This window comes from Flavobacterium tructae (assembly GCF_002217475.1).
GTDB lineage: Bacteria > Bacteroidota > Bacteroidia > Flavobacteriales > Flavobacteriaceae > Flavobacterium > Flavobacterium tructae.
On the sequence record NZ_MUHH01000035.1, the window covers coordinates 29819 to 51565 of the forward strand.

A 21747-nucleotide genomic window follows, 5' to 3' on the forward strand; every position below is an offset into this window, starting at 1 on the left:
TAATGGGTTTTTAGGGTTTTGCATTTTACTCATAAGTCTTTAATATGTTCTTTTTTGTATCACATATAACCTAAACATATCCACTTATTACAGGTGTAGCTAAATTCTTTAAAAAAATCGCGTTTCGCATTACTATTGACTTATATTTGTAAGAATAAAATTATTTTTATAGCCTTCGTTTAATAGATACGGAAGTATTTAAATTTAATTTAAAAATTCTAAATAATAAGAAAAGCAATTATTATATGAGAACAGTAGCGGGACAATATCGTTATATTAAAACTTTTTTATTAGATTTTTATGGTTCCGGAGGTGCAGTGCTTATTGCATTGTCTGTAAAAGATAAAGTTAAAGGTTCTTATAAAGATAATACCCTTTGATTTGCTTTCAGGTTAATCTGACAGATCTAAGAGAGGAAAAGCATTTGGAGCATTCGCAGAATTAGGTTTCGGGTACAAAGGAATTGCTACACTGGGACTAAATTACAGATTTTAAAAAGAAGATTTAACAAGTAGACGAACTAAGCCAATTTAATTTTTTAACATTTAACCATTTTTTGAGAGAGGGGATAATCCCCTCTTTTTTTGCCGTAAAATTTGCGAAACCGTGTAACTCTGCGATCAAATTTGTTGTTGTATAATTAATGAGTTTGCTTCTATTTATTTCAGTCAACACAGAATTAATTGTTTTGATAATCAGTGATTTAGTTTTGTAAGTGTAGATTATATTCCACATTTACAGTAAAAGTTATCAATTATTCCACAGGTGACGCACTTATTGAAACCGGCATTCGAATCTCGTAACACCGTTCTATATTTGTACTCAGAAAGCAAGTCTTACCAATTAACAGCACCTTTAAGAATTAAACAGCATGCAAATCATGATGATTTGTATATCATAAATTTCGATCTTAGCGAAGAGTTCAACTGGATTCAGATTCGTGATATCAGTTATAAAATTGGTTCTTTAACGAATTTAGGACTCTTTGTTTGGAAGAATAGCATTGAAAATATTTATGAACATGCCGCCGGAAAGAGGATATTTACAATGCGTTTAATCGTGGATCAGAAATTACTTCGTCCTATGTATGTTCATAAACTAAACGATAAATTTGAAAGCAAAGAACTTTGTTTTCACGATCTTATTGACAGCAATAGCAGAATACTGATCGATTCGATAAAGAATAAGGATGTTTTAAATCAATTTTCCAGTTTCTATCTCAAAGGAGTCGCTTTAAAATTACTGGGAAACTTTATTCAACGGTATTCAGATACTGTTTTACCTTCGTGCAGGATAAAAAAAACAGACCTGACCGGCATGGAGATTTCTAAAAAATATTTACTGCATAATTTAAAAAATAAATTCCCCGGAATTGCAGAGTTGTCAAAAGTTGCCAATATGTCGACTAGTAAATACAAAAAACTCTTTAAAGAAATTGAAGGTGTAACACCAAATGATTTCTTTAAGAAAGAAAAAATTATTTTGGCGCATCAATTATTGTGTAGCGGATCCTATGATTCTATTGTTCGGTTGGCCTATGATCTTAATTTCACCAGAGTAGATTATTTTTCAAAGAAATATTTTAAAGTTTTTGGAAGAAATCCTTCCGAGGATTTGATTGAAAAATGTAAATAAGTATTTTTAGAACACATGCTGTTTTCTCAAATTAAGTTTTAGAAAACAGCTTTTCTAATGTAAACCTGGCTAACTTTAAACCTTTTGCTGCTAGTATAAATGGTTATACCGGCAGGTTTTTCTCAAATGCTGATCCAAATGAAAAGAAGGAATCAGTGCTTCCTACACCTTCAATTTGATGAATTTGCTCGTATAAAATTTTGCGAAGCTCTTCATTATTAACTGCCACAATTTTAATAAATAAGGCATACTTTCCCGAAACCCAATGGCATTCTACAACTTCCGGAATTTCTTTTAATTTTTCGGCAATAGAATAGGAAAATCGTGCTTCTTTAGTCACAATTCCTGTATAAGTAGTGGTTTCAAAACCAATTTCTTTAGGATTTAATTTTACCGAAAAACCGGTAATAATTCCCGATTCCTGTAATTTTCTAACTCTTAAATGTACCAATGAATTGGATATGTTTAGTTCCTTGGCAAGATCTGAAAAAGAGATTCTTCCATTTTCACTTAGTTTATGTATGATTTCGCGGTCTAAATAGTCAGTATTTTCATTCTTCTTGATACTTGGCATGGTTGGGCGTAGTTTAGAGATTTCTATTATTTTGACAATTCTTAAGTTAAAAATGATTTTATAAGTGTCAAAATTACAAAAAAAAGGCTATGAAATGTCGAATTTTAAATAAACGTAAAAGTAAGGTGTTATAATAACACTTTTATATATAAATTTGTGTGATAATCACACTATTTTAACAAAACGGAAATGGATAAAAATCAATTACTTATGAAATTATGGGAGCAATATGCCAATATTACCCCATCTGCAAGAAGAATACATGAATTACTGGAAGAAAGAGGAGAAGAGATAAAAAATGACCATATAGCGATTCGTACTTTTAATGATAAACGTGTAAATATTGAGGTTTTAGAAAAACCTTTCCTGAATGTTGGTTATGAAGCAAAAGGAGAATATAATTTTGAGAGTAAAAAACTTTTTGCCAGACATTATGAGCACGCTACCGATAAAGATGCACCAAGAATTTTTATTTCGGAGCTGGAATTAGAAAAATGTTCTTCTGAGTTACAGGAAACAGTACAGAATATCCTGAACAGTTGTGATCAGAACTTGTTTAACGATCCTGAATTAGTCTTAAGCGGATCGGTATGGAAAGGGAATTCACAGGCTATCTATAAATCTTTATTAGAAGAATCGGAGTATGCGGCCTGGATGTATGTTTACGGTTTCAGAGCCAATCACTTTACGATTAGTACTAATGCTTTAAAAGGATTTAACACCTTAGAAGAGCTTAATACTTTTTTGGAAAACAGCGGATGGAAACTGAATGCTTCCGGTGGAAAAATCAAAGGAACTCCGGAGCAATTATTAGAGCAATCGAGCACGCTTGCTGATTTGTATGTAGTGGATTTTGAAGAGGGGGCTTTAGAAATTCCATCTTGTTATTATGAGTTTGCCCTCCGTTATCCAATGGCGAATGGCGAATTGTATCAGGGATTTGTAGCATCGTCTGCCGATAAAATATTTGAAAGTACAGATGTAAAGCTGCAGGAGGCTAAATAATTACAGGAAATAAGTATAGTTATCGTTATCATAATCAGTTTTTTATAGTTTAAAACTGGACAACCTATTTTAAAAAAGTCATAATGGCAGTAACAGAAGTACAATTCGGAATAAAGGAAGCTTTAAGCCAATTGGGAATAAAAGAAGTTAATGAGGGAACTTCAACGGGATTGAATCATTTTTCGGGAGGAGAAATTCTGGAGAGTTATTCTCCTGTAGACGGACAATTGATCGCAAAAGTTAAAACATCAACCGCTGCAGATTATGAAAAAGTGATGGAGGCTGCAACAGCTGCTTTCAAACAGTTCAGACTGATGCCGGCACCACAGCGTGGAGAAATTGTACGTCAGTTTGGGGAAAAGTTGCGTGTGCACAAAGAGGCATTAGGAAAATTGGTTTCTTACGAAATGGGGAAATCTTTGCAGGAAGGTTATGGTGAAGTACAGGAAATGATTGATATCTGTGATTTTGCAGTTGGACTTTCCCGTCAGCTTCACGGATTAACGATGCATTCAGAACGTCCGGGACATCGTATGTACGAACAATATCATTCTTTGGGAGTAGTTGGAATTATTTCGGCTTTTAACTTTCCGGTGGCTGTTTGGGCATGGAATACAGCTCTGGCCTGGATTTGTGGAGATGTTTGCGTTTGGAAACCATCAGAGAAGACGCCTATTTGTGCCATAGCGTGTCAAAATATTATAAGTGAGGTTATCAAAGAGAATAATTTACCGGAAGGTATTTCAGGTTTGATCAATGGTGACTATACGATTGGAGAGTTATTGACAAAAGACACACGTATTCCTTTGATCTCGGCTACCGGTTCGACCCGCATGGGAAAAATTGTAGCGCAGGTAGTTGCAGGACGTTTAGGGAAATCATTATTGGAGTTGGGAGGAAACAATGCCATCATTGTAACTCCGGATGCTGATATTAAAATGACGGTTATCGGTGCTGTTTTTGGTGCCGTTGGAACGGCGGGACAAAGATGTACATCGACACGTCGTTTAATCATTCACGAAAGTATATTCGACAAAGTAAAAGATGCTATAGTAGCTGCTTACAAGCAATTGCGCATTGGAAATCCGTTGGACGAAAAAAACCATGTTGGTCCGTTGATCGATACTCAGGCAGTTGAAATGTACCAGCAGGCACTACGAAAAGTAGTAGCCGAAGGAGGAAAAATTCTGGTTGAAGGTGGTGTACTTTCAGGTTCAGGATACGAAAGCGGCTGTTATGTAAAACCTGCTATCGCAGAGGCTGATAACTCATTTGAAATCGTACAGCACGAAACTTTTGCTCCGGTTTTATATTTATTAAAATACTCGGGGACTGTCGAAAATGCGATCGCCATTCAAAATGGTGTAGCACAAGGCTTATCCTCAGCAATCATGACTAATAATTTAAGAGAGGCCGAATTATTTTTATCGGTCACAGGCTCTGACTGCGGTATTGCGAATGTCAACATCGGTACTTCCGGTGCTGAAATTGGCGGTGCTTTTGGTGGAGAAAAAGAAACAGGCGGTGGGAGAGAATCCGGCTCCGATGCCTGGAAGGTGTACATGCGCAGACAAACCAATACCATTAATTATACTACTAGTCTGCCATTGGCACAAGGAATAAAGTTTGACTTATAAAATAAACGGATACCTACCTTTTTTCTAAAAGTCAAATCAAAGAGAATACCGCACTTTATAGGGCAGTTCTGTAATCGAATGTCTTATAAAGTGCTTGCCTACAAATAAAAAAAACTAAAAAAAGCGAAATTTTAATTAACCAAAACCATTACCAAAATGAAAAAACTACTCAGTAGGAAGTTCTATTTTCTTCCTTTATTGTTATGCTTGTGGTTGCCAAACATCAATTTTGCGCAAGCAAATCAAGCACAAAAGACCATTTCCGGAAAAGTTACTGATGATAAGAACAATACGCTGCCGGGTGTGAGTATTTCGATTAAAGACTCTAAATACAATGCTGCAACAGATATTGACGGAAATTATACTTTGGTGTATTCATCAAGCCTTGTGAATCCGGTTATCGTTTTCTCCTATATGGGATTTATAGAGAAAAGTGAGGCTGTAAACAACCGTGGTGAACTTAATATTACCATGCAGGAAGAAACCAATAAACTGAATGAAGTAGTCGTTATTGGTTATGGTTCTCAGAAGAAAAGCAACGTTACGGGAGCCATTTCTACTGTTAAAAAAGAAAGTTTAGAAACCAGAGCGACGACAAGTCCTTCTGAAGCACTTCAGGGCCTAGTAGCAGGGGTAAACGTGCAAAAAAGCGGTGGTGTGGCAGGAGCTTCTGTGAGCGTGAAAATCCGTGGGGTAAATACCTTTGGTGCTACAGAACCACTTTATATTATTGACGGATTTCAGGGAGATATTAATACGATAAATCCAACCAATATTGAATCGATGGAGGTATTGAAAGATGGTGCTGCGGCTGCTATTTACGGATCTGTTGCTGCAAATGGTGTGATTATCGTAACCACTAAAAATGGACAAAAAGAAGGTGTAAAAATAGATTTCAGCTCTTTTTTAAGTATCACCAATCCATCGAAAACATTAGATTTATTGGATGCCGACGGATATCGTACAGTTCATAAAAGAATGTACGATGAGTACAATAAGTATGCGACTTCACCAAAAGCGCTTCCGGCTTATATAACGGCTCCATCTGATGTTAATACAGACTGGCAGGATGAAGTTTTCCGTTCCGGATTTACACAAAACTACGGTTTGGGAGTTCAGGGAAGACAAGGTGATTTTAAATTTGCTTTATACGGAAACTTTGTAAAGCAAAAAGGAATTATTATCGACAATCAATTTGGTTCTCAAACAGGAAGTGCAAGGGTAAGTTTCAAAAAATCGATTTTTGATATCGATGGAAAAATGGCTTATATCGGAACCCAAAATGCATTGCCTAACTTTCAGTTGAAAGAAGTTTATACAATGTCTCCGTTAGTTCCGGTTTATGATGAGAATGAACAATACGGTTATGGTCTAACCAATAAAAATGGTTTACCTGCTGGGACGAACCCGGTCGCCGAAGAGCATTTTAGGAAAAGTAATGACATTGGGCAGGATATCACAGCTAATATTGCTGCAACAGCCAATATTGCACCATGGTTGAAATACAAATTAGCCTATTCTTACCGTGTGAAAAACAACCAACAAACGGCTCATTTTCCTCCATTTATTGCCAATCCGAAAGAAGTACACCTTTATCCATTACAATGGGAGTTGAGAAAGACCTGGAACGAGCAGATATTAGACAACATAATTACAGTCGACAAAACTTTTGGTAAACACGTTTTCGGTCTGATGCTGGGTAATACATTTAACAGTCAGGCCTCTAACTGGAATGAGGTAAGTGCTGAAGGAAAAACAACAGATTATACAGTAGAAAATGGACAGTTAGTTTCTATAGACCGTCCTTCAGGTTTCCTAGATCCTGGTTTTGAAACGATCGGAGCCGGAAAAGGAGGAACTTATACAGCCAATGGTTCTAAATTTCAATACAATCGTGTTTCTTTCTTTGGAAGGTTAAACTATTCTTATAACGATCGTTATTTATTACAAATGACGATTAGAAGAGACGGTTCTTCTAAGTTTGGAGCTGACAGCCGTTGGGGAACTTTCCCGTCTATAGCCTTAGGTTGGAAAATCGAACAGGAAGATTTTTTCCCAAAAGATATTTTTATCTCTACTTTAAAACTACGCGCCAGCTGGGGACAATTGGGTAACGAAGCTGCTTTGGGATATTATTCTGCAAATACCTTAATTAATACAGGTAACAAGCTAGGTTCAGGTTATGTACAGGGAATCGGAAGTAATCCTTGGCCGGGAAGTATTGCGATAGCATTAGAAAACAGAAATTTACAGTGGGAAACTACAGATTCTAAAAACATTGGTATTGATTATACTCTTTTGAAAGGAAAAATCAGCGGTTCGATGAACTATTATCACAATGTGACGGACAATTTATTAATTACAAAAAAACTGGCTCCATCTGCCGGAGTTGATGACCCGATTCTTAACGTAGGTAAGATTAGTAACAGCGGTTTTGAATTAGAAGTAAATTACCGCGATCAGGTTAATGAATTCAAATACAATGCAGGCTTGAATTTTACAACTCTTAAAAATAAAGTAATATCATTAGCAAATGAAGGTCAGACCATTTACGGAGAAGGATTAAAATTCAATGCCGAACATTTTCCAACTCAGGCACGTGTAGGAAGTCCAATTAGTGGATTCTACCTGTACAAAACAGATGGTATTTTTCAATCGGTTGAGGAGGTAAATGCTCATAATAAAAATGGTGTTTTATTACAACCAAATGCACAACCGGGTGATATTCGTTTTAAAGATATAAACGGAGACGGTGTTATAGATGATAACGACAAAGCTTATGCAGGAACAGGATTGCCAAAAGTAGAAGTTAACCTTACATTGGGAGCCAGCTACAAAGGATTTGATTTCTCAGCATTGATTGGAAGCGGTTGGGGGAATAAATTGTACAACGGAAACCGTTATTTTTATGAGTCTATGAATTCAGGAACTAACATGTTGGCTTCTACACTAAACTCATGGACACCGGATAACCGTAGTGATATTCCAAGAGCTGTATTGCAGGATCCTAATGGAAACAGCCGTGAGTCTGATCGTTTTCTGGAAAGCGGAAATTTTATAAGAATGCGTCAATTGCAGCTCGGATATACTATTCCAAGCAAAATGTTAGGCAAAGCCAAAATAGACAAGCTTAGAATTTATATCAGTGCAGAGAATTTATTTACGATCACTAATTATTCAGGTATTGATCCTGAGTTTTCACGTGCTTCGGTACTTAATACCGGTATTGATCGTTTTGTGTATCCATTTACAAGATCGTTTGTATCGGGTATCCAGTATATATTTTAATTCTATTTTATAAAAGACATCATCATGAAAAAGATATTTTTATTATTATCCACTATAGGTTTGTTCTCTGTTACAAGTTGTAGTGATTATCTGGAGCAGCAATCTCCGGACGAACTGACCTCAGAGAATTTCTGGAGAAATAAGGCCGATGCTGAATCTGCTTTGGCGGCGACTTACGGACAGCTTGAATGCGCCACTAACGAATGGACTTTTGCCGAAATAAAATGGCCGGTAGAAGCCTATCGTGAAGACATAAACGAATTGGGAAGCGATGCTTTGAACTATCAAAACTGGGTAGAACTTTCAACTTTTACTTATACGAACGGGAACAGTCAGTTTACCAGTTATTGGAGAATTAACTACAGAGGAATCAGTAATGCCAATCAGGTTATTGATAAATTGCCAAAGGTTCCGGCTTCCACTATAACAGAAGGTGACCGAAAACAAATTGAGGCCGAAGCTCGTTTCTTACGTGCTTATTACCACATGAAATTGCTTTTGAACTGGGATAAAATTTATGTTAGAGATAAATACGTAACGAAAGAAAGCGATTTAAATGTTCCGTTATCGACAAGACCGGAGGCCTGGGATTTTATCACAAAAGAATTTAAAGCGGTGGCAGACATACTTCCTGCGAAGCAAACTTCTGATAAAACAGGACGTGCGACAAGCGGAGCAGCCAACAGTTACCTTGGATTTGCTTATTTAACCAGAGCTTATGAAGAAACAGCTCAAAAGCAAGCTTTTTTAAACGAAGCGCTTACGGCATTGAATAAAGTTCAGGGGTATGAGCTAGTGAAGGATTATGTTTCTATGTTTGACGGTACTGTAAAAAACAGTAAAGAATCTATTTTTGAATTGCAATTTTCTGAAACTACCGCTAATGGTGCTTTCTACCGTAATGCTCTTCACTATTGGATGGCAGCGGGAGAACTTGGCGGATGGGACGAAATTTTGCCAAGCCCTATGTTGGTAAACGAATTCAAAAAAGAGGGGAAAATTGCGACGACAGGAAATTATGATACGCGTTTTTACAGTACTATTTTCTTTAAAGATGCTTATTTTAATGATGCCAGTAATCCTTTGGTACTAGGCACTACTTATGATGAAAAGTTTGAAGGGAAAGACAAGCCGGTATACCGCAGATACATTCCAAGTACTCAGGAAAAAATGAATCAGGAGTTTACGGCAATCAACATTCCTTTGATGCGATATGCGAATGTACTGTTGATGCAGGCTGAGGCACTGAATGAGTTAGGGCGTACCGGAGAAGCTATTCCGTATATCAATAAAGTTCGTGAAAGAGCTGATATGCCAGCGATGACAGGAACAACTGCAGCAGCTGTTAAAGCTCAGATTGAACACGAAAGAATCATAGAGTTCCCGTTAGAAAACTACCGTTTTTATGATTTACGTCGTTGGGGAAAAACGAAAGCAGCACTTGATGCAGTAGGACGTAGCGGTTTTGATGCAGCAAAAAACAATTTTTACCCAATTCCATTAACGGAATTACAAACAAATTAATTCGATGAATTGATTTTAATACCGATATAATATGAAAATATTGGATTAAAATAGAAATGAAATTGATATAACTTTAAAAAGAATAGCCTAATTTTCGGGCTATTCTTTTTATCTGATAAGTAAGGCAGCGATTGTTTGCGCTGACTTCATTTTATCAATTCTAACACATCATAAAAACAAAATAACATGAGAAAAAAGGAAATACTTTTTATTCTTGCGTCCTTTTTTATAGTTCAATCAGGCTGGTCTCAGAAGAAATATCCAAATTTAGAAGCGGCCCAAAATAGCATAAACTATAAAGGGAACCCCCTAAATGCGACAGATCGAAAATCACTGGCGTTTTCAGATAAAGGGGCTTGGTTTGGATTTGGATTTTTAGAACCATCAGTAGTGCAGGCCGGATTTTCCGGGCCTTTTTTAATGACAGAGCAAAATGGTGTCTGGTTAAGTCCTTCGTTTGTTTCTTTAGAGCTTACGGATGAAAACAAAAAAGAAGCCATTCAATGGAAAAGTACGCTGGTGAACCAGAAAAGCTACAACAGTCATTTGGAACAGAAGTTTAAAAACGAAAAGTTAACGGTAAAACAGCAGTTGGTTTATTTGTCCGGTCATTCGGCTTTACAAAAAACAAGTATTACAAACACATCAGGAAAAACAGTAACCCTTTTTCCGTCCTACCATTCAACTCTTTTTTTAAATGATTTAAAACTTTCAAAAGAAGGCAAAACTTTAAAAATTGTTTCTTCTAAAAGCACAGCAACGGGGTACATTCAGTTTTTGAATAGCAGTCCTGAAATTGAAATTACGAATCAGGGCTATAAAGCTCAGACAGAGAAACTGGTTCTAAAACCAAATGAAACTAAGGAAATAGTGGTTTCTCAAACCTTTATTTTTTCTCAGTATTCCTGGAAAACGGAAAATGAAAACATTGCTAAAACGGCATTCAATACCTTACTAAACAACACACAAAAAGAGAAAGAAAATCAACTGGTAGAATTAATTGCCAGAAAGAAAAATATTTACAAAGAGGCAGTTTACTCTAATTTGATTGCTAAACTGCTATTGACTTTACAAAACAATACCCGAATTGCTGCCGAAGGTTTGAAACACGGTGGACTTTTTCCGAGTTACAATTACGAATGGTTTCATGGTTTTTGGGCCTGGGACAGCTGGAAACACGCCGTTGCGGTTGCCAATTATAATTCAGAACTAGCAAAAGATCAGATGCGTGCTTTGTTTGATTATCAGGAGCCAAACGGGTTTATTCCGGATTGTATTTACAGAAACAATCTTCTGGAAGAAAACAATTACCGAAATACTAAAGCACCGCTTGCAGCCTGGGCCATCTGGAAAATTTATGAAAAATCAAAAGACGTTAATTTCATAAAAGAGTTCTATCCGAAGCTAAAATTATATCACAATTGGTGGTACAAAGAACGCGATCACGATCAGGATGGTTTGTGTGAATTTGGTTCTACAGACGGAACTGTGATTGCAGCAAAATGGGAAAGCGGAATGGACAATGCCGTTCGTTTTGACGACAGTAAAATTCTGAAAAATGGAGAAAAAGCCTTTTCGTTAGATCAGGAAAGTGTAGATTTAAATTCCTTTTTATATGCCGAGAAAAATTATTTGCAGAAGATGGCAGAAGTTTTAAAATTAACTGAAGAATCGAAAAAATGGAAGGAAGAAAGTACTGCTTTAAAAGTTAAAATTCAAAATCAGTTTTGGGATGCTGCTACAGGTTGGTTTTACGACACGACAATCGATGGTAAAACCTTGATAAAAGCAATGGGCTGTGAAGGGTATTTGCCAATTTGGGCAGAAGTAGCTACCGCTGAGCAAGCTCAGTTAGCCAAACAAAACATGCTTGATACGGCCAGTTTGAACACTTTTGTTCCGTTACCGACACTGGCGGCTAATCATCCAAAATTCAAACCGGACAATGGGTATTGGAGAGGACCGGTCTGGCTTGATCAAAGTTATTTTGGTATAAACGGACTGGAAAAGTATGGCTATGTGAAAGAAGCAAACGAACTGGCTCATAAATTAATTTACAATGCCGAAGGAGTTTTAGACAAAGGAACTTCTATCAGAGAAAACTATCAGCCCATTACCGGAAGAGGACTAGAAGCCTACAATTTTAGCTGGTCGGCTTCCCATTATTTAATGCTGCTTTTAGAAGATAAATAGTGAAGCGAGTTAAGAAAAACTATCTAAATTTGATTAACACAACAACAGTACAAAGTATGTTCAACCAAAAAATATCATTCACAAAAATAGTAGCAACAGGATTGCTTATTGCAAATTGCCATTCGGTACCTGTTTTTGCTCAAACGAAAAAAACGACAGCGACAGAAAAAAAAGATCCACAGCGTTTTTTCTCAAAGCCTGATTTGATGCAGATAGGTGTTTATTATTATCCAGAACAATGGCCTAGAGAGCAATGGGAACGCGATTTAAAAAACATCAAAAAACTGGGATTTGAGTTTACACATTTTGCTGAATTTGCGTGGACGTATATGGAACCGGAAGAAGGCAAGTATAATTTTAAATGGCTGGATGACGCTTTGGCAATCGCCGAAAAAGAAGGTTTAAAAGTGATTCTTTGCACCCCAACACCAACTCCGCCGGCATGGATGGGGGAAAAGTACCCTGAAATTTATCTGGTAGATGCAAGCGGACGCCGTAGAGAGCATGGAAACAGAGCCAATCAATCGGTTTCAAATGAAAAGTACAGAGCATTTGTCGAAAAGATAGTGACTGAACTTGGAAAAAGATACGGAAAGAATAAAAACATTATGGGCTGGCAAGTGGATAACGAGCCGGGAGCTCCGGATGATTTTAGTCCATCTGCACAAAAAGGATTTCAAAAATGGTTAAAGGCAAAATACGGTACAATCGAAAAATTGAATGCCGAGTGGCTGGGAAGTTTTTGGAGTATTCGCTATAACAACTTCGAACAGATTGCCATTCCAAATGCTGAGATTTATTTTGAAGACAAATTGAGTCCGCATGCCATATTAGATTTCAAAAGATTCACGGCAGATTCACAAGCCGAATATTTGAATTTACAGGCAGAAACACTTCGAAAATATGTTGATCCAAAACAATGGATTACGACCAATTATACGAATGTAGTTTATGGTGCAGACCCAAGAAGAACCGATAAGATGGATTTTGCCACCTACACTATGTATCCGGTGAGTGGGAGAAATCAGTTAGGAGGTCAGAACTTTAGAATGGGACATCCAAATAAAATATCCGAAGCCAATGATTATTACAGATCGATTAATGGAGTTACCGGAGTTATGGAAATGCAGCCAGGACAAGTGAACTGGGCGAGTATTAATCCGCAATTGCTTCCGGGAACCGTTCATATGTGGATTTCACAAGCCTTTGGAGGAGGCTGTTCTTTCACCTGCACTTATCGATACAGACATCCACTGGGAAGCAGTGAGATGTACCATGACGGAATCGTAGGTACTGATGGTGTAACCTTGACTACGGGAGGAAAAGAGTTTGTACAGTCAATCGAAGATATGAAACTGCTTCGAAAAGAGTACAATCCGAAAGCGGTACTTCCTGCTGATCTTGCCAAAAGAAAAACAGGATTTTTATGGAGTCATGAGAATCTGTGGGACTTGGAAAACCAAAAACAAACGGAGTTCTGGAGTACATGGAGACACAGAAATACCTATACTTCGGCAGTAAAATCGACTGGAGCACCAATGGATTTTATTACAGAAGAAGATGATTTTTCGGCTTATCCGTTTATAGTAGCACCGGCTTACCAGCTGATCGATCAGAAATTGGTAGACAAATGGACGAAATATGTAGAAAATGGTGGTAACCTGATTTTGTCCTGCCGTACCGGTCAGAAAGATAAAAACGGGCATTTCTTTGAGGCTAAATGGAGTGCGCCAATCGTTCCGTTAATTGGTGCTGATGTTGACTTTTTTGACATGCTTGTGGCGGATGTAAATGGAACGATAAGTTCCGGAAACAATACTTATAAATGGAATACCTGGGCAGATGTTTTAAGTCCGAAAGCAGGAACAGAAGTTTTAGCAACGTATTCCGATCAGTTTTATAAGGGAAAAGCAGCAGCAGTTACGAGAAAACTGGGGAAAGGAACGGTTACGTATGTAGGAGCAGAGAGTAAAGATGGTGATCTGGAAAGACAAGTGGTGAGATCGGTTTACGAACGTTCCAAAGTTGCTATCGAAGATTTGCCAAAAGGGGTTTTTGTAGAATGGAGAGACGGGTTTTATACGGGAGTAAATTATACCAATGAGCCGATACAGTTAGCAATTCCTCAGGGGAGTAAAATATTGGTAGGACAAAATCCTTTACAACCGGCTCAGGCGATTATTTGGAAATAAAGTAAAAGTCTGCCACGAATTCACGAATTTTTTAAGTGGCTTGCGTACAGTAGTTCGTGAATTACTTCGTCCGTTCGCTATCGCTCGGGTCGTGGCTAAAAAATAAAATAAAAACAATTTAATATAGTATCAATGATTTTTTCAGAAGCAACTATTCAGGATTTAGTAAAAGAACATTACGGATTAACCGTTACCGTAAAAGCATTAAATGGATATGACGAACTGAACTTTCTTTTATCAAATGAGAAGAATGAAAAGTACATTCTAAAAGTATCAAACGAAAGTCACCCTTTTCCTTTTTTAGAAGCGCAGATCAATATCATTCAGCATCTAAAAAAGAGCCCTGTTTCAAATTGTTTTCAGCATTTCAGTATCAATAAACATGGAGAAGAACTGACTAAAATTGTTGGTAATTCCCAAACGTACTATATCAGAATACTGAACTTTTTAGAAGGTGTTTTTTGGGTGGATGAAAAAGCTAAAACAAAAGAATTGCAATATGACCTGGGAAGTTTTTTAGGAAAGATGGATCATGCTTTACAGGATTTCTCACATCCTGCCATGCATCGCAATTATACTTGGGACATTAGTCGTGCGAGTGAAGCAGCGGACAATTTAAAATACATTCTAAATCACGAAAAAAGGCGTATTGCGGGCTATTTCCTCTTGCAGTTTGATACGGAAGTCTTGCCTCAATTGCATCGCTTGCGTCATGCTTATGTACATAACGATGCCAATGATTATAATGTACTGGTACAGCACAATCGTGTTAGCGGTTTAATCGATTTTGGCGATATGGTGTATACCGCTTTAATCAACAATTTAGCGATAGCCTGTACGTATGCCATGCTGGATGAAGAAGATCCGCTGGCCGTTGCAGCATTGATCGTTGAAGGATACCATAAATCGTATGCTTTAACCGAGCAGGAATTGGATGTATTGTATTATCTGATTGCCGGAAGACTTTGTATCAGTGTAACACAATCCGCTTACAATGCCTCATTAGACAGCAACAACGAACATCATTTTATAACCGAAAAACCGGCGTGGAATTTATTGTTTAAACTGATTCAGATTAATCCAATCAAAGCGCAGGATACTTTTAGAAAAGCCTGTGGTTTTGAAGGAGTAATTACTACTGACGATTACAGTGATTTATTGGAAGTTCGAAAAAAGAAAATAGGACGTAATTTAAGTATCGGTTATCAGGACAAATTGAAAATTGTAAAAGGTGCTTTGCAATATTTGTACGATGATAAGGGAAGAACCTTTATAGATTGTGTCAATAACCCTTCGCATGTGGGACATTGTCATCCGGTGGTGGTTCGAAAAATGCAGAAACAGATTGCAACTTTAAATACCAATACCCGATATTTAAATGACGCTATAACAGCTTATGCCGAAAAACTTACTGCAACCTTACCTTCAAAGCTGAGTGTTTGTTACTTTGTGAACTCGGGGAGTGAGGCCAATGATCTGGCGATTCGAATGAGCCGTCATTTTACCAAACAAAAAGATATTATTGTACTGGATCATGCTTATCACGGAACTTCTACCGTTGCAATGGAAATGAGTCCGTATAAATTTGACAGTAAAGGAGGATTTGGTCAGATGCCTTGGATACACAAGGCGATTAATCCTGATTTGTATCGCGGCCCTTATAAATATGGAGATACCAATGCGGGAGAAAAATACGCAGCCGATGTGCAAAGAATTATAGAAGATTTGCAGAAAGAGGACAAAGCTCCTGCGGTATTCATCTGTGAAACCTTATTGGGAGTAGGAGGTCAGATCCCATTACCGGAAAATTATTTAAAAACAGCGTATGATTATGTCAGAGCTGCCGGAGGAGTTTGTATTGCTGATGAAGTTCAGGTTGGATTTGGACGAATCGGAGATCACTTTTGGGGCTTCGAATTACAAAATGTAGTTCCGGATATCGTGGTATTAGGAAAACCAATTGGTAATGGACATCCTCTGGCTGCGGTGATTGTAACGGAAGAAATTGCCGATGCCTTCAACAACGGAATGGAGTATTTTAACACCTTTGGCGGTAATCCCGTATCGATGACTACTGGTTTGGCCGTATTGAATGTGATTCAGGAAGAAGAAATGCAACAGCATGCTCTGGAAACGGGAAATCATTTAATGGATGGTCTTAGAAAGTTAATGGCGAAGTATCCAATTATTAGTGATGTTCGCGGACATGGTCTGTTTATTGGTGCCGAAATGGTAAAAGACAGAACGACCATGGAACCTGCTGTTCCCGAAATAGATATTGTAGTTGAAAAGATGAAAGCCCACGGCTATTTATTAAGCACAGACGGTCCTTTGCACAATGTTTTGAAAATAAAACCTCCTATGACATTCAACAAACAAAACGCTGATGAAATGGTGCGATTATTAGATATTGCTTTAAGCGAATTGTAGATAACGATTACACACAATATTGTCATTTTGAGGAACGAGAAATCACACTAGAAACCCGACAAAGAAGTTTCCATTCTGAACGGGATTCCGCTTGTGATTTCTCGTTCCTCGAAATGACACTTTACTTAATATAAAGTATTAAAATGAATAACCATACTATTCTTTCTAAGGCTACCGTTCCTCTTGAAAGTCTCGAAAAACAATTAGAAGGTAAATTATTCTACGATCATACCATGCGCTTGCTTTATGCAACTGATGCGAGTGCCTATAAAGAAATGCCGCTCGCAGTTGCCATTCCAAAAACAAAGGAAGATATTCAGAAGATCATTGCTTTTGCCAGAGAGCATAAAAGCAGTGTAATTCCGCGTGCTGCCGGAACATCGTTGGCGGGACAGGTTGTTGGGAACGGAATCATAGTAGATATTTCACAAGAGTTTACCAGAATTATATCGGTAGATGAGGCCTCTAAAACGGCATGGGTCGAGCCCGGAGTTATACGTGACGAACTAAACCTTCATTTGAAACCCTATAAGTTGTTTTTCGGACCTGAAACTTCGACGAGCAATCGCTGTATGATTGGCGGAATGGTGGGCAACAATGCCTGCGGTGCGAGATCCGTTATTTATGGATCGACCCGCGAACACGTGCTTGAAATCAAAGGCTTTTTGGCCGATGGTCACGAAGTGACATTTGGCGCGTTAACCAATGCTGAATTTGAAGATAAATGTAACGGAATTAACGTCGTAAGTCCGTTGGAACAGGCCATTTATGTTCAGGTCAAAGAAATACTATCGTCAGCATCAAACCAAATTTTGTTTGAAGACCATTTTCCTAAAAAATCAATTCCCAGAAGAAATACCGGTTATGCTTTAGATTTACTGGCCGATACAATGCCTTTTAAAGATTCAGAAGAGCAATTCAACTTCTGCAAGCTGATAGCAGGATCAGAAGGAACTTTGTTCTTTTCTACTGCTATAAAATTGAATTTGGTCGACGCGTTAAAACCTTATTCTGCATTGGTATGCATTCATTTTGAAAGTATTAATGAATCACTTAAAGCCAATATTGAGGCTTTAAAATTTCAACCGGATAGTGTGGAATTAATCGATCATTATATTCTGGAATGTACAAAAGAAAATATTGAACAAAGTAAGAATCGTTTTTTTGTAAAGGGAGATCCTCAGGCAATTTTAGCCGTTGAATTTTTAAGAGATTCTCCTGAAGAAATTGAGACCATTGCCAAAGAAATGGAAGCTTTGCTTCGTTCTAAAAATTTAGGGTATCATTTCCCAGTTGTTTATGGTGAGGATACCAATAAAGTTTGGGCTTTACGTAAAGCAGGACTGGGTTTGCTGTCTAATATTCCCGGTGATGCCAAAGCGGTTGCCGTAATTGAAGATACAGCAGTAGATGTAAATGATTTACCGGATTTTATAGAAGATTTTAATGCGATCTTAAAAAAGCGAAATCTAAATTGTGTGCACTATGCACATGCGGCAACAGGAGAATTACATCTTCGTCCGATTATTGATTTAAAAACGGAAGAAGGGACGGCGCTTTTCAGAACTATTGCAACAGACATTGCGCATTTGGTAAAAAAATACAAAGGCTCTTTAAGCGGTGAACATGGAGATGGAAGGCTTAGAGGGGAATTTATTCCGCTGATGTTAGGAGAGGAAATCTATCAATTGTTTGTTCAGATTAAGGAAATCTGGGATCCTTGGGGTATTTTCAATCCCGGTAAAATTGTGAATACACCACCAATGGATACCAGTCTGAGATATACAGCCGGACAGGATACCCCGATGCCGGAAACTTATTTTGATTTTTCGGAACATAATGGAATTTTGCGTGCTGCCGAGATGTGTAACGGATCCGGAGATTGTCGAAAAACCGAGAAAAGTGGTGGTACCATGTGTCCGAGTTATATGGCCACACGCGATGAAAAACATACCACGCGCGCCAGAGCAAACATGTTGAGAGAGACGATAACCAACTCTACCCAGGCTAATAAGTTTGGTGATGACAATCTTGTTGCCGTTTTAGATTTGTGTTTGAGCTGCAAAGGCTGTAAATCAGAATGTCCTTCGAATGTGGATATGGCCAAATTAAAAGCCGAAACGTTACAACACTATCACGATAAAAATGGAGTGAAATTTCGTTCCAGACTTATCGGAAATACTCCTAAAATAAACAAATGGTTTGCAGTGATTCCGTGGATGTATAATTTATCCACAAAAGGGGCTTTTGGGAATGTGGTTAAGAAAACAACAGGATTTGCTACAGAACGAAAATTGCCTTTGATGCACAAAATTACTTTCGCCAAGTGGATGAAAACGTATCGTCAAAAGGGTGATTTTAGTAACGGAAAAGTATACCTGTACAATGATGAATTTTTAAATTATTATGATGTTGAAATAGGGCAGACTGCGGTACAATTACTGAATCGTTTGGGGTATCAGGTCGAAATTCCAAAAATTGGGATTAGCGGCAGAACTTATCTTTCGAAAGGAATGTTAAAAGAAGCACGTGAAATTGCAGAACAAAATATTAAGGATTTTGAGCAGGCGATTCCACAGGATGGTATTCTGATCGGAATTGAACCCTCGGCGATCTTAACTTTTCGGGACGAATATCCCGATTTATGTCGAGGAGAGTTAAAAGTGAAAGCAAAAAACTATGCTGCAAAAGCTTTCCTGATCGAGGAATTTTTGGCAAAAGAGCTGGAGGAAGGCAGGATTTCTTCAAGTAATTTTACCGATAGGCAGGAACGTATACGCATGCACGGGCATTGTTTTCAAAAAGCCTTATCGTCATTGGTGCCTCTTAAAAAAGTACTGGCTTTGCCCGAAAATTATACGGTTCTAAACATTCCGAGTGGTTGCTGTGGTATGGCTGGGTCTTTTGGCTATGAAAAAGAACATTATGAGTTGTCGATGAAAATTGGCGAGTTGGTTTTGTTTCCAACCATTCGTTCTGAAGAAGAAGCCACTCTAATCTCTGCCTCAGGTACCAGCTGCAGGCATCAGATTACTGATGGTACGGGTAGAAAAGCACAACATCCGGTTGAGATCTTGTATAAAGCGTTAAAATAGGCTGTAATAGACCTTTTTTGAGTTTTTAAATAATTCTAAAATGTAGAAAAATAGATTTTATTACTGAAATTAAAGTGTTTAACTTTCAAAAAAAAAAAGTGTAGTAGAAATAGTTTCCGACGAACGATTTTTTTTATCTCCGGTAATCAGGACTGTGGCAACTTGTTAATCAATTGTTTATAGTTTGTTGATAAATAATAGCTTATGTTTATTTTTTTAACAAGCATTCAAAGGAATAATATTTAAATTTGAGTAGAGGTTAAAGGTTTGTCATTTTAAAACATCTATTATGGAAAAAGCTATAAAACTAAAAGTTCGCAAGGAATTAGATGGTCGCCAACAGTTGAACATTATAAAACTTAAAGGAAGTTTAATTTCTAAAGGGTATACAGAAATCATACATATTCTGGATCAGGATGATGAATTTCATATTAACTCTTTTGAAACACGATCTGAAAGTACCAACGAAGTTCAGGAGTTTATTACAGCTTTTATACACAGAGAAAACCTAACAGATACAATCTCGTTTTACAAATGATACTTTCACAGTAAACGATAAATAATGCATAAAAAACAAGAACCCCGTTTCGGTACAGAAACGGGGTTCTTTATCTTAGAAAAGCTTGTCCAAAGTCTAAGTTTCAAGTTTCAAGTTGAAACCTGAAACAGAATGTTTATCACATCCCACCTCCTAAAGCTTTGTAAAGTAAGATCTGTGCATTTGCATTTTTCAACTGAATCTCTACAAAATCAAGTTCGGCCTGTAATTTGTTTTTTTGTGCATTGATAATTTCAAGGTAATTGGCATAACCACTCAAATACAAATCATTGGACACATTTACGGCAATTTCAAGATGCTCAATCTCTTTAGATTTATATTTCAGCACATTTTCAAAAGCTTCAGTTCGGTGCAGTAAAGCACTTAGTTCGTTATAAGCGGTTGTAATGGTATTTTGATACTGAAGAAAAGAAATTTCCTGTCTTCGGTTGGCAGTAAAAAACTCCTGTTTGATTTGTCCTTTATTGAATATCGGAGCAGTGATTCCGCCTAATAATTGCCAGGCAAACGAACCGCTGTCAAAAAAAGTACTCAAAGAAAAAGAGTTCATTCCTACGTATCCACCTAAATTTAGAGTTGGAAAGAAGGCTGCGCGAGCCGCTTTAGCATCTGCATTTGTAGCCCTCAATTCAAAGTAAGCTTCCGATACGTCGGGTCTTTTGTGTATGATAGAGTCTACACTTATTTTTTGATTTAAGACTTTAAGATAACCCGACGAAAAATCAGTGTTTCTTTCAATTTTCCCGCCGTATTCTCCAAGCAGCGTAAGTAGTGCCTTTTCTGCCTGATCGATTTTAAGATTTAATTGTTCTGCTTCAGCCAATATATTGTTGTTTTGCGCATTGAATTGCTGTACGGCAAGTTCTGTGGCTTTTCCAACAGATCGCTGTGCCGAAACGATATCCAATGCATGCTGTTGTGTATCAAGGTTTCGCTTGTAAATTAGTGCTTGTTTGTCTAAGGCTACCAATTCGTAGTACAGCTCTGCAATATCGCCTAACAATTTAGTCTTCAGCAATTGCATTCCTTGTTGAGAGGCAAAATAGCGGTCACGTGCGGCTTTCTTCCTATTGCTTAGCTTTCCCCATATATCAGCTTCCCAGGATACTTTTCCTCCCAGAAAAAAGTTTGGGGTAGTACCCGTTGCAATTCGTTGTCTGTCGGATATGTTTTGAGACAAATTAGTGTCAAAGTTTCCAACACCCTCCATGGTGTATTTTCCATAACGAGTTCCCGAAGCATCGGCCTGAAAATCCAATGAAGGTAATAAAGCCAGTTTAGCCGCTTTCAGATGCGAGTTAGCTATTAGAATACGCTGTTCCATGATTAAATAATCCGGATTCTGAGCCATCGCTTTGTCTAATAATTGTTCTAGTTTTTCATCCTTAAAATAAGTGGCTGTTTGCAGCGGAACAAAAGTTGTTCCGCTGTCAGCAGCTTTTTTTGAAGTAACATCGAAATTTTTGGGCAGTGTTTTAGCAGCCAGATTATCATTAACTTTTGGAGCAGAACAAGCTGTCAATAACAGAATTCCGGCCACCAGTAAGAGTGAAAATGACTTAAACTTATAGTTTTGATCAGTAACTGCTTTATATTGATTTAGTGATTTTTTCAT

13 protein-coding genes are annotated in these 21747 nt (G+C 37.6%); 11 read left to right on the forward strand and 2 right to left on the reverse strand.

Going from position 1 to position 21747, the window contains the following annotated elements:
• The first annotated feature begins 245 nt into the window (after positions 1-245).
• A complete protein-coding gene (locus B0A80_RS21095; RefSeq protein WP_262487854.1) occupies positions 246-380 on the forward strand; it encodes a hypothetical protein in 135 nt (44 codons plus the stop codon).
• Positions 381-765: 385 nt separating this feature from the next.
• A complete protein-coding gene (locus B0A80_RS15985; RefSeq protein ID WP_124020579.1) occupies positions 766-1635 on the forward strand; it encodes a helix-turn-helix domain-containing protein in 870 nt (289 codons plus the stop codon).
• 103 nt (positions 1636-1738) lie between these two features.
• Here the strand turns inward: B0A80_RS15985 and B0A80_RS15990 are convergent, their stop codons facing one another.
• On the reverse strand, positions 1739-2209 hold the full coding sequence (locus B0A80_RS15990) for an Lrp/AsnC family transcriptional regulator (protein ID WP_017497155.1): 471 nt from the start codon (positions 2207-2209) through the stop codon (positions 1739-1741).
• A gap of 210 nt (positions 2210-2419) precedes the next feature.
• Here B0A80_RS15990 and B0A80_RS15995 point away from each other — a divergent pair, with 210 nt between their 5' ends.
• From B0A80_RS15995 to B0A80_RS16035, 9 genes are all read left to right on the forward strand, one after another.
• On the forward strand, positions 2420-3214 hold the full coding sequence (locus tag B0A80_RS15995; RefSeq protein ID WP_233430759.1) for a DUF1338 domain-containing protein: 795 nt from the start codon (positions 2420-2422) through the stop codon (positions 3212-3214).
• Between the two features lie 83 nt (positions 3215-3297).
• A complete protein-coding gene (amaB, locus tag B0A80_RS16000) occupies positions 3298-4851 on the forward strand; it encodes an L-piperidine-6-carboxylate dehydrogenase (RefSeq protein ID WP_089077917.1) in 1554 nt (517 codons plus the stop codon).
• A gap of 156 nt (positions 4852-5007) precedes the next feature.
• The gene (locus B0A80_RS16005; protein ID WP_233430760.1) at positions 5008-8139 is read left to right on the forward strand and encodes a SusC/RagA family TonB-linked outer membrane protein; all 3132 of its coding nucleotides are present in this window, start codon (positions 5008-5010) and stop codon (positions 8137-8139) included.
• 24 nt (positions 8140-8163) lie between these two features.
• Positions 8164-9663, forward strand: coding sequence for a RagB/SusD family nutrient uptake outer membrane protein (locus tag B0A80_RS16010; RefSeq protein WP_089077919.1), 1500 nt, complete (start codon positions 8164-8166; stop codon positions 9661-9663).
• A gap of 186 nt (positions 9664-9849) precedes the next feature.
• Complete coding sequence (locus B0A80_RS16015; protein ID WP_089077920.1) at positions 9850-11856, forward strand: MGH1-like glycoside hydrolase domain-containing protein; 2007 nt, start codon at positions 9850-9852, stop codon at positions 11854-11856.
• 56 nt (positions 11857-11912) lie between these two features.
• Positions 11913-14048 carry a beta-galactosidase gene (locus B0A80_RS16020; RefSeq protein ID WP_089077921.1) on the forward strand — a complete coding sequence of 712 codons (2136 nt, stop codon included), beginning with the start codon at positions 11913-11915 and terminating at the stop codon, positions 14046-14048.
• A gap of 132 nt (positions 14049-14180) precedes the next feature.
• Positions 14181-16478: an aminotransferase class III-fold pyridoxal phosphate-dependent enzyme gene (locus B0A80_RS16025; RefSeq protein WP_089077922.1), complete on the forward strand. Its 2298-nt coding sequence runs from the start codon at positions 14181-14183 to the stop codon at positions 16476-16478.
• 143 nt (positions 16479-16621) lie between these two features.
• On the forward strand, positions 16622-19573 hold the full coding sequence (locus B0A80_RS16030) for an FAD-binding and (Fe-S)-binding domain-containing protein (RefSeq protein WP_089077923.1): 2952 nt from the start codon (positions 16622-16624) through the stop codon (positions 19571-19573).
• A 289-nt stretch (positions 19574-19862) separates the two neighbouring features.
• Positions 19863-20111, forward strand: a complete 249-nt coding sequence (locus tag B0A80_RS16035) for a hypothetical protein (protein WP_017497164.1) — start codon at positions 19863-19865, stop codon at positions 20109-20111.
• A gap of 139 nt (positions 20112-20250) precedes the next feature.
• On the opposite strand, the gene B0A80_RS16040 is transcribed toward B0A80_RS16035, so the two are convergent.
• Complete coding sequence (locus B0A80_RS16040; protein ID WP_089077924.1) at positions 20251-21747, reverse strand: TolC family protein; 1497 nt, start codon at positions 21745-21747, stop codon at positions 20251-20253.

Bases quoted from the DNA above. Each gene is read 5' to 3' on its own strand.
- B0A80_RS21095 (WP_262487854.1), top strand. From the start codon at position 246: ATGAGAACAGTAGCGGGACAATATCGTTATATTAAAACTTTTTTATTA.
- B0A80_RS15990 (WP_017497155.1), bottom strand. From the start codon at position 2,209: ATGCCAAGTATCAAGAAGAATGAAAATACTGACTATTTAGACCGCGAA.
- B0A80_RS15995 (WP_233430759.1), top strand. From the start codon at position 2,420: ATGAAATTATGGGAGCAATATGCCAATATTACCCCATCTGCAAGAAGA.
- amaB (WP_089077917.1), top strand. From the start codon at position 3,298: ATGGCAGTAACAGAAGTACAATTCGGAATAAAGGAAGCTTTAAGCCAA.
- B0A80_RS16005 (WP_233430760.1), top strand. From the start codon at position 5,008: ATGAAAAAACTACTCAGTAGGAAGTTCTATTTTCTTCCTTTATTGTTA.
- B0A80_RS16010 (WP_089077919.1), top strand. From the start codon at position 8,164: ATGAAAAAGATATTTTTATTATTATCCACTATAGGTTTGTTCTCTGTT.
- B0A80_RS16015 (WP_089077920.1), top strand. From the start codon at position 9,850: ATGAGAAAAAAGGAAATACTTTTTATTCTTGCGTCCTTTTTTATAGTT.
- B0A80_RS16020 (WP_089077921.1), top strand. From the start codon at position 11,913: ATGTTCAACCAAAAAATATCATTCACAAAAATAGTAGCAACAGGATTG.
- B0A80_RS16025 (WP_089077922.1), top strand. From the start codon at position 14,181: ATGATTTTTTCAGAAGCAACTATTCAGGATTTAGTAAAAGAACATTAC.
- B0A80_RS16030 (WP_089077923.1), top strand. From the start codon at position 16,622: ATGAATAACCATACTATTCTTTCTAAGGCTACCGTTCCTCTTGAAAGT.
- B0A80_RS16035 (WP_017497164.1), top strand. From the start codon at position 19,863: ATGGAAAAAGCTATAAAACTAAAAGTTCGCAAGGAATTAGATGGTCGC.
- B0A80_RS16040 (WP_089077924.1), bottom strand. From the start codon at position 21,747: ATGAAAAAATCACTAAATCAATATAAAGCAGTTACTGATCAAAACTAT.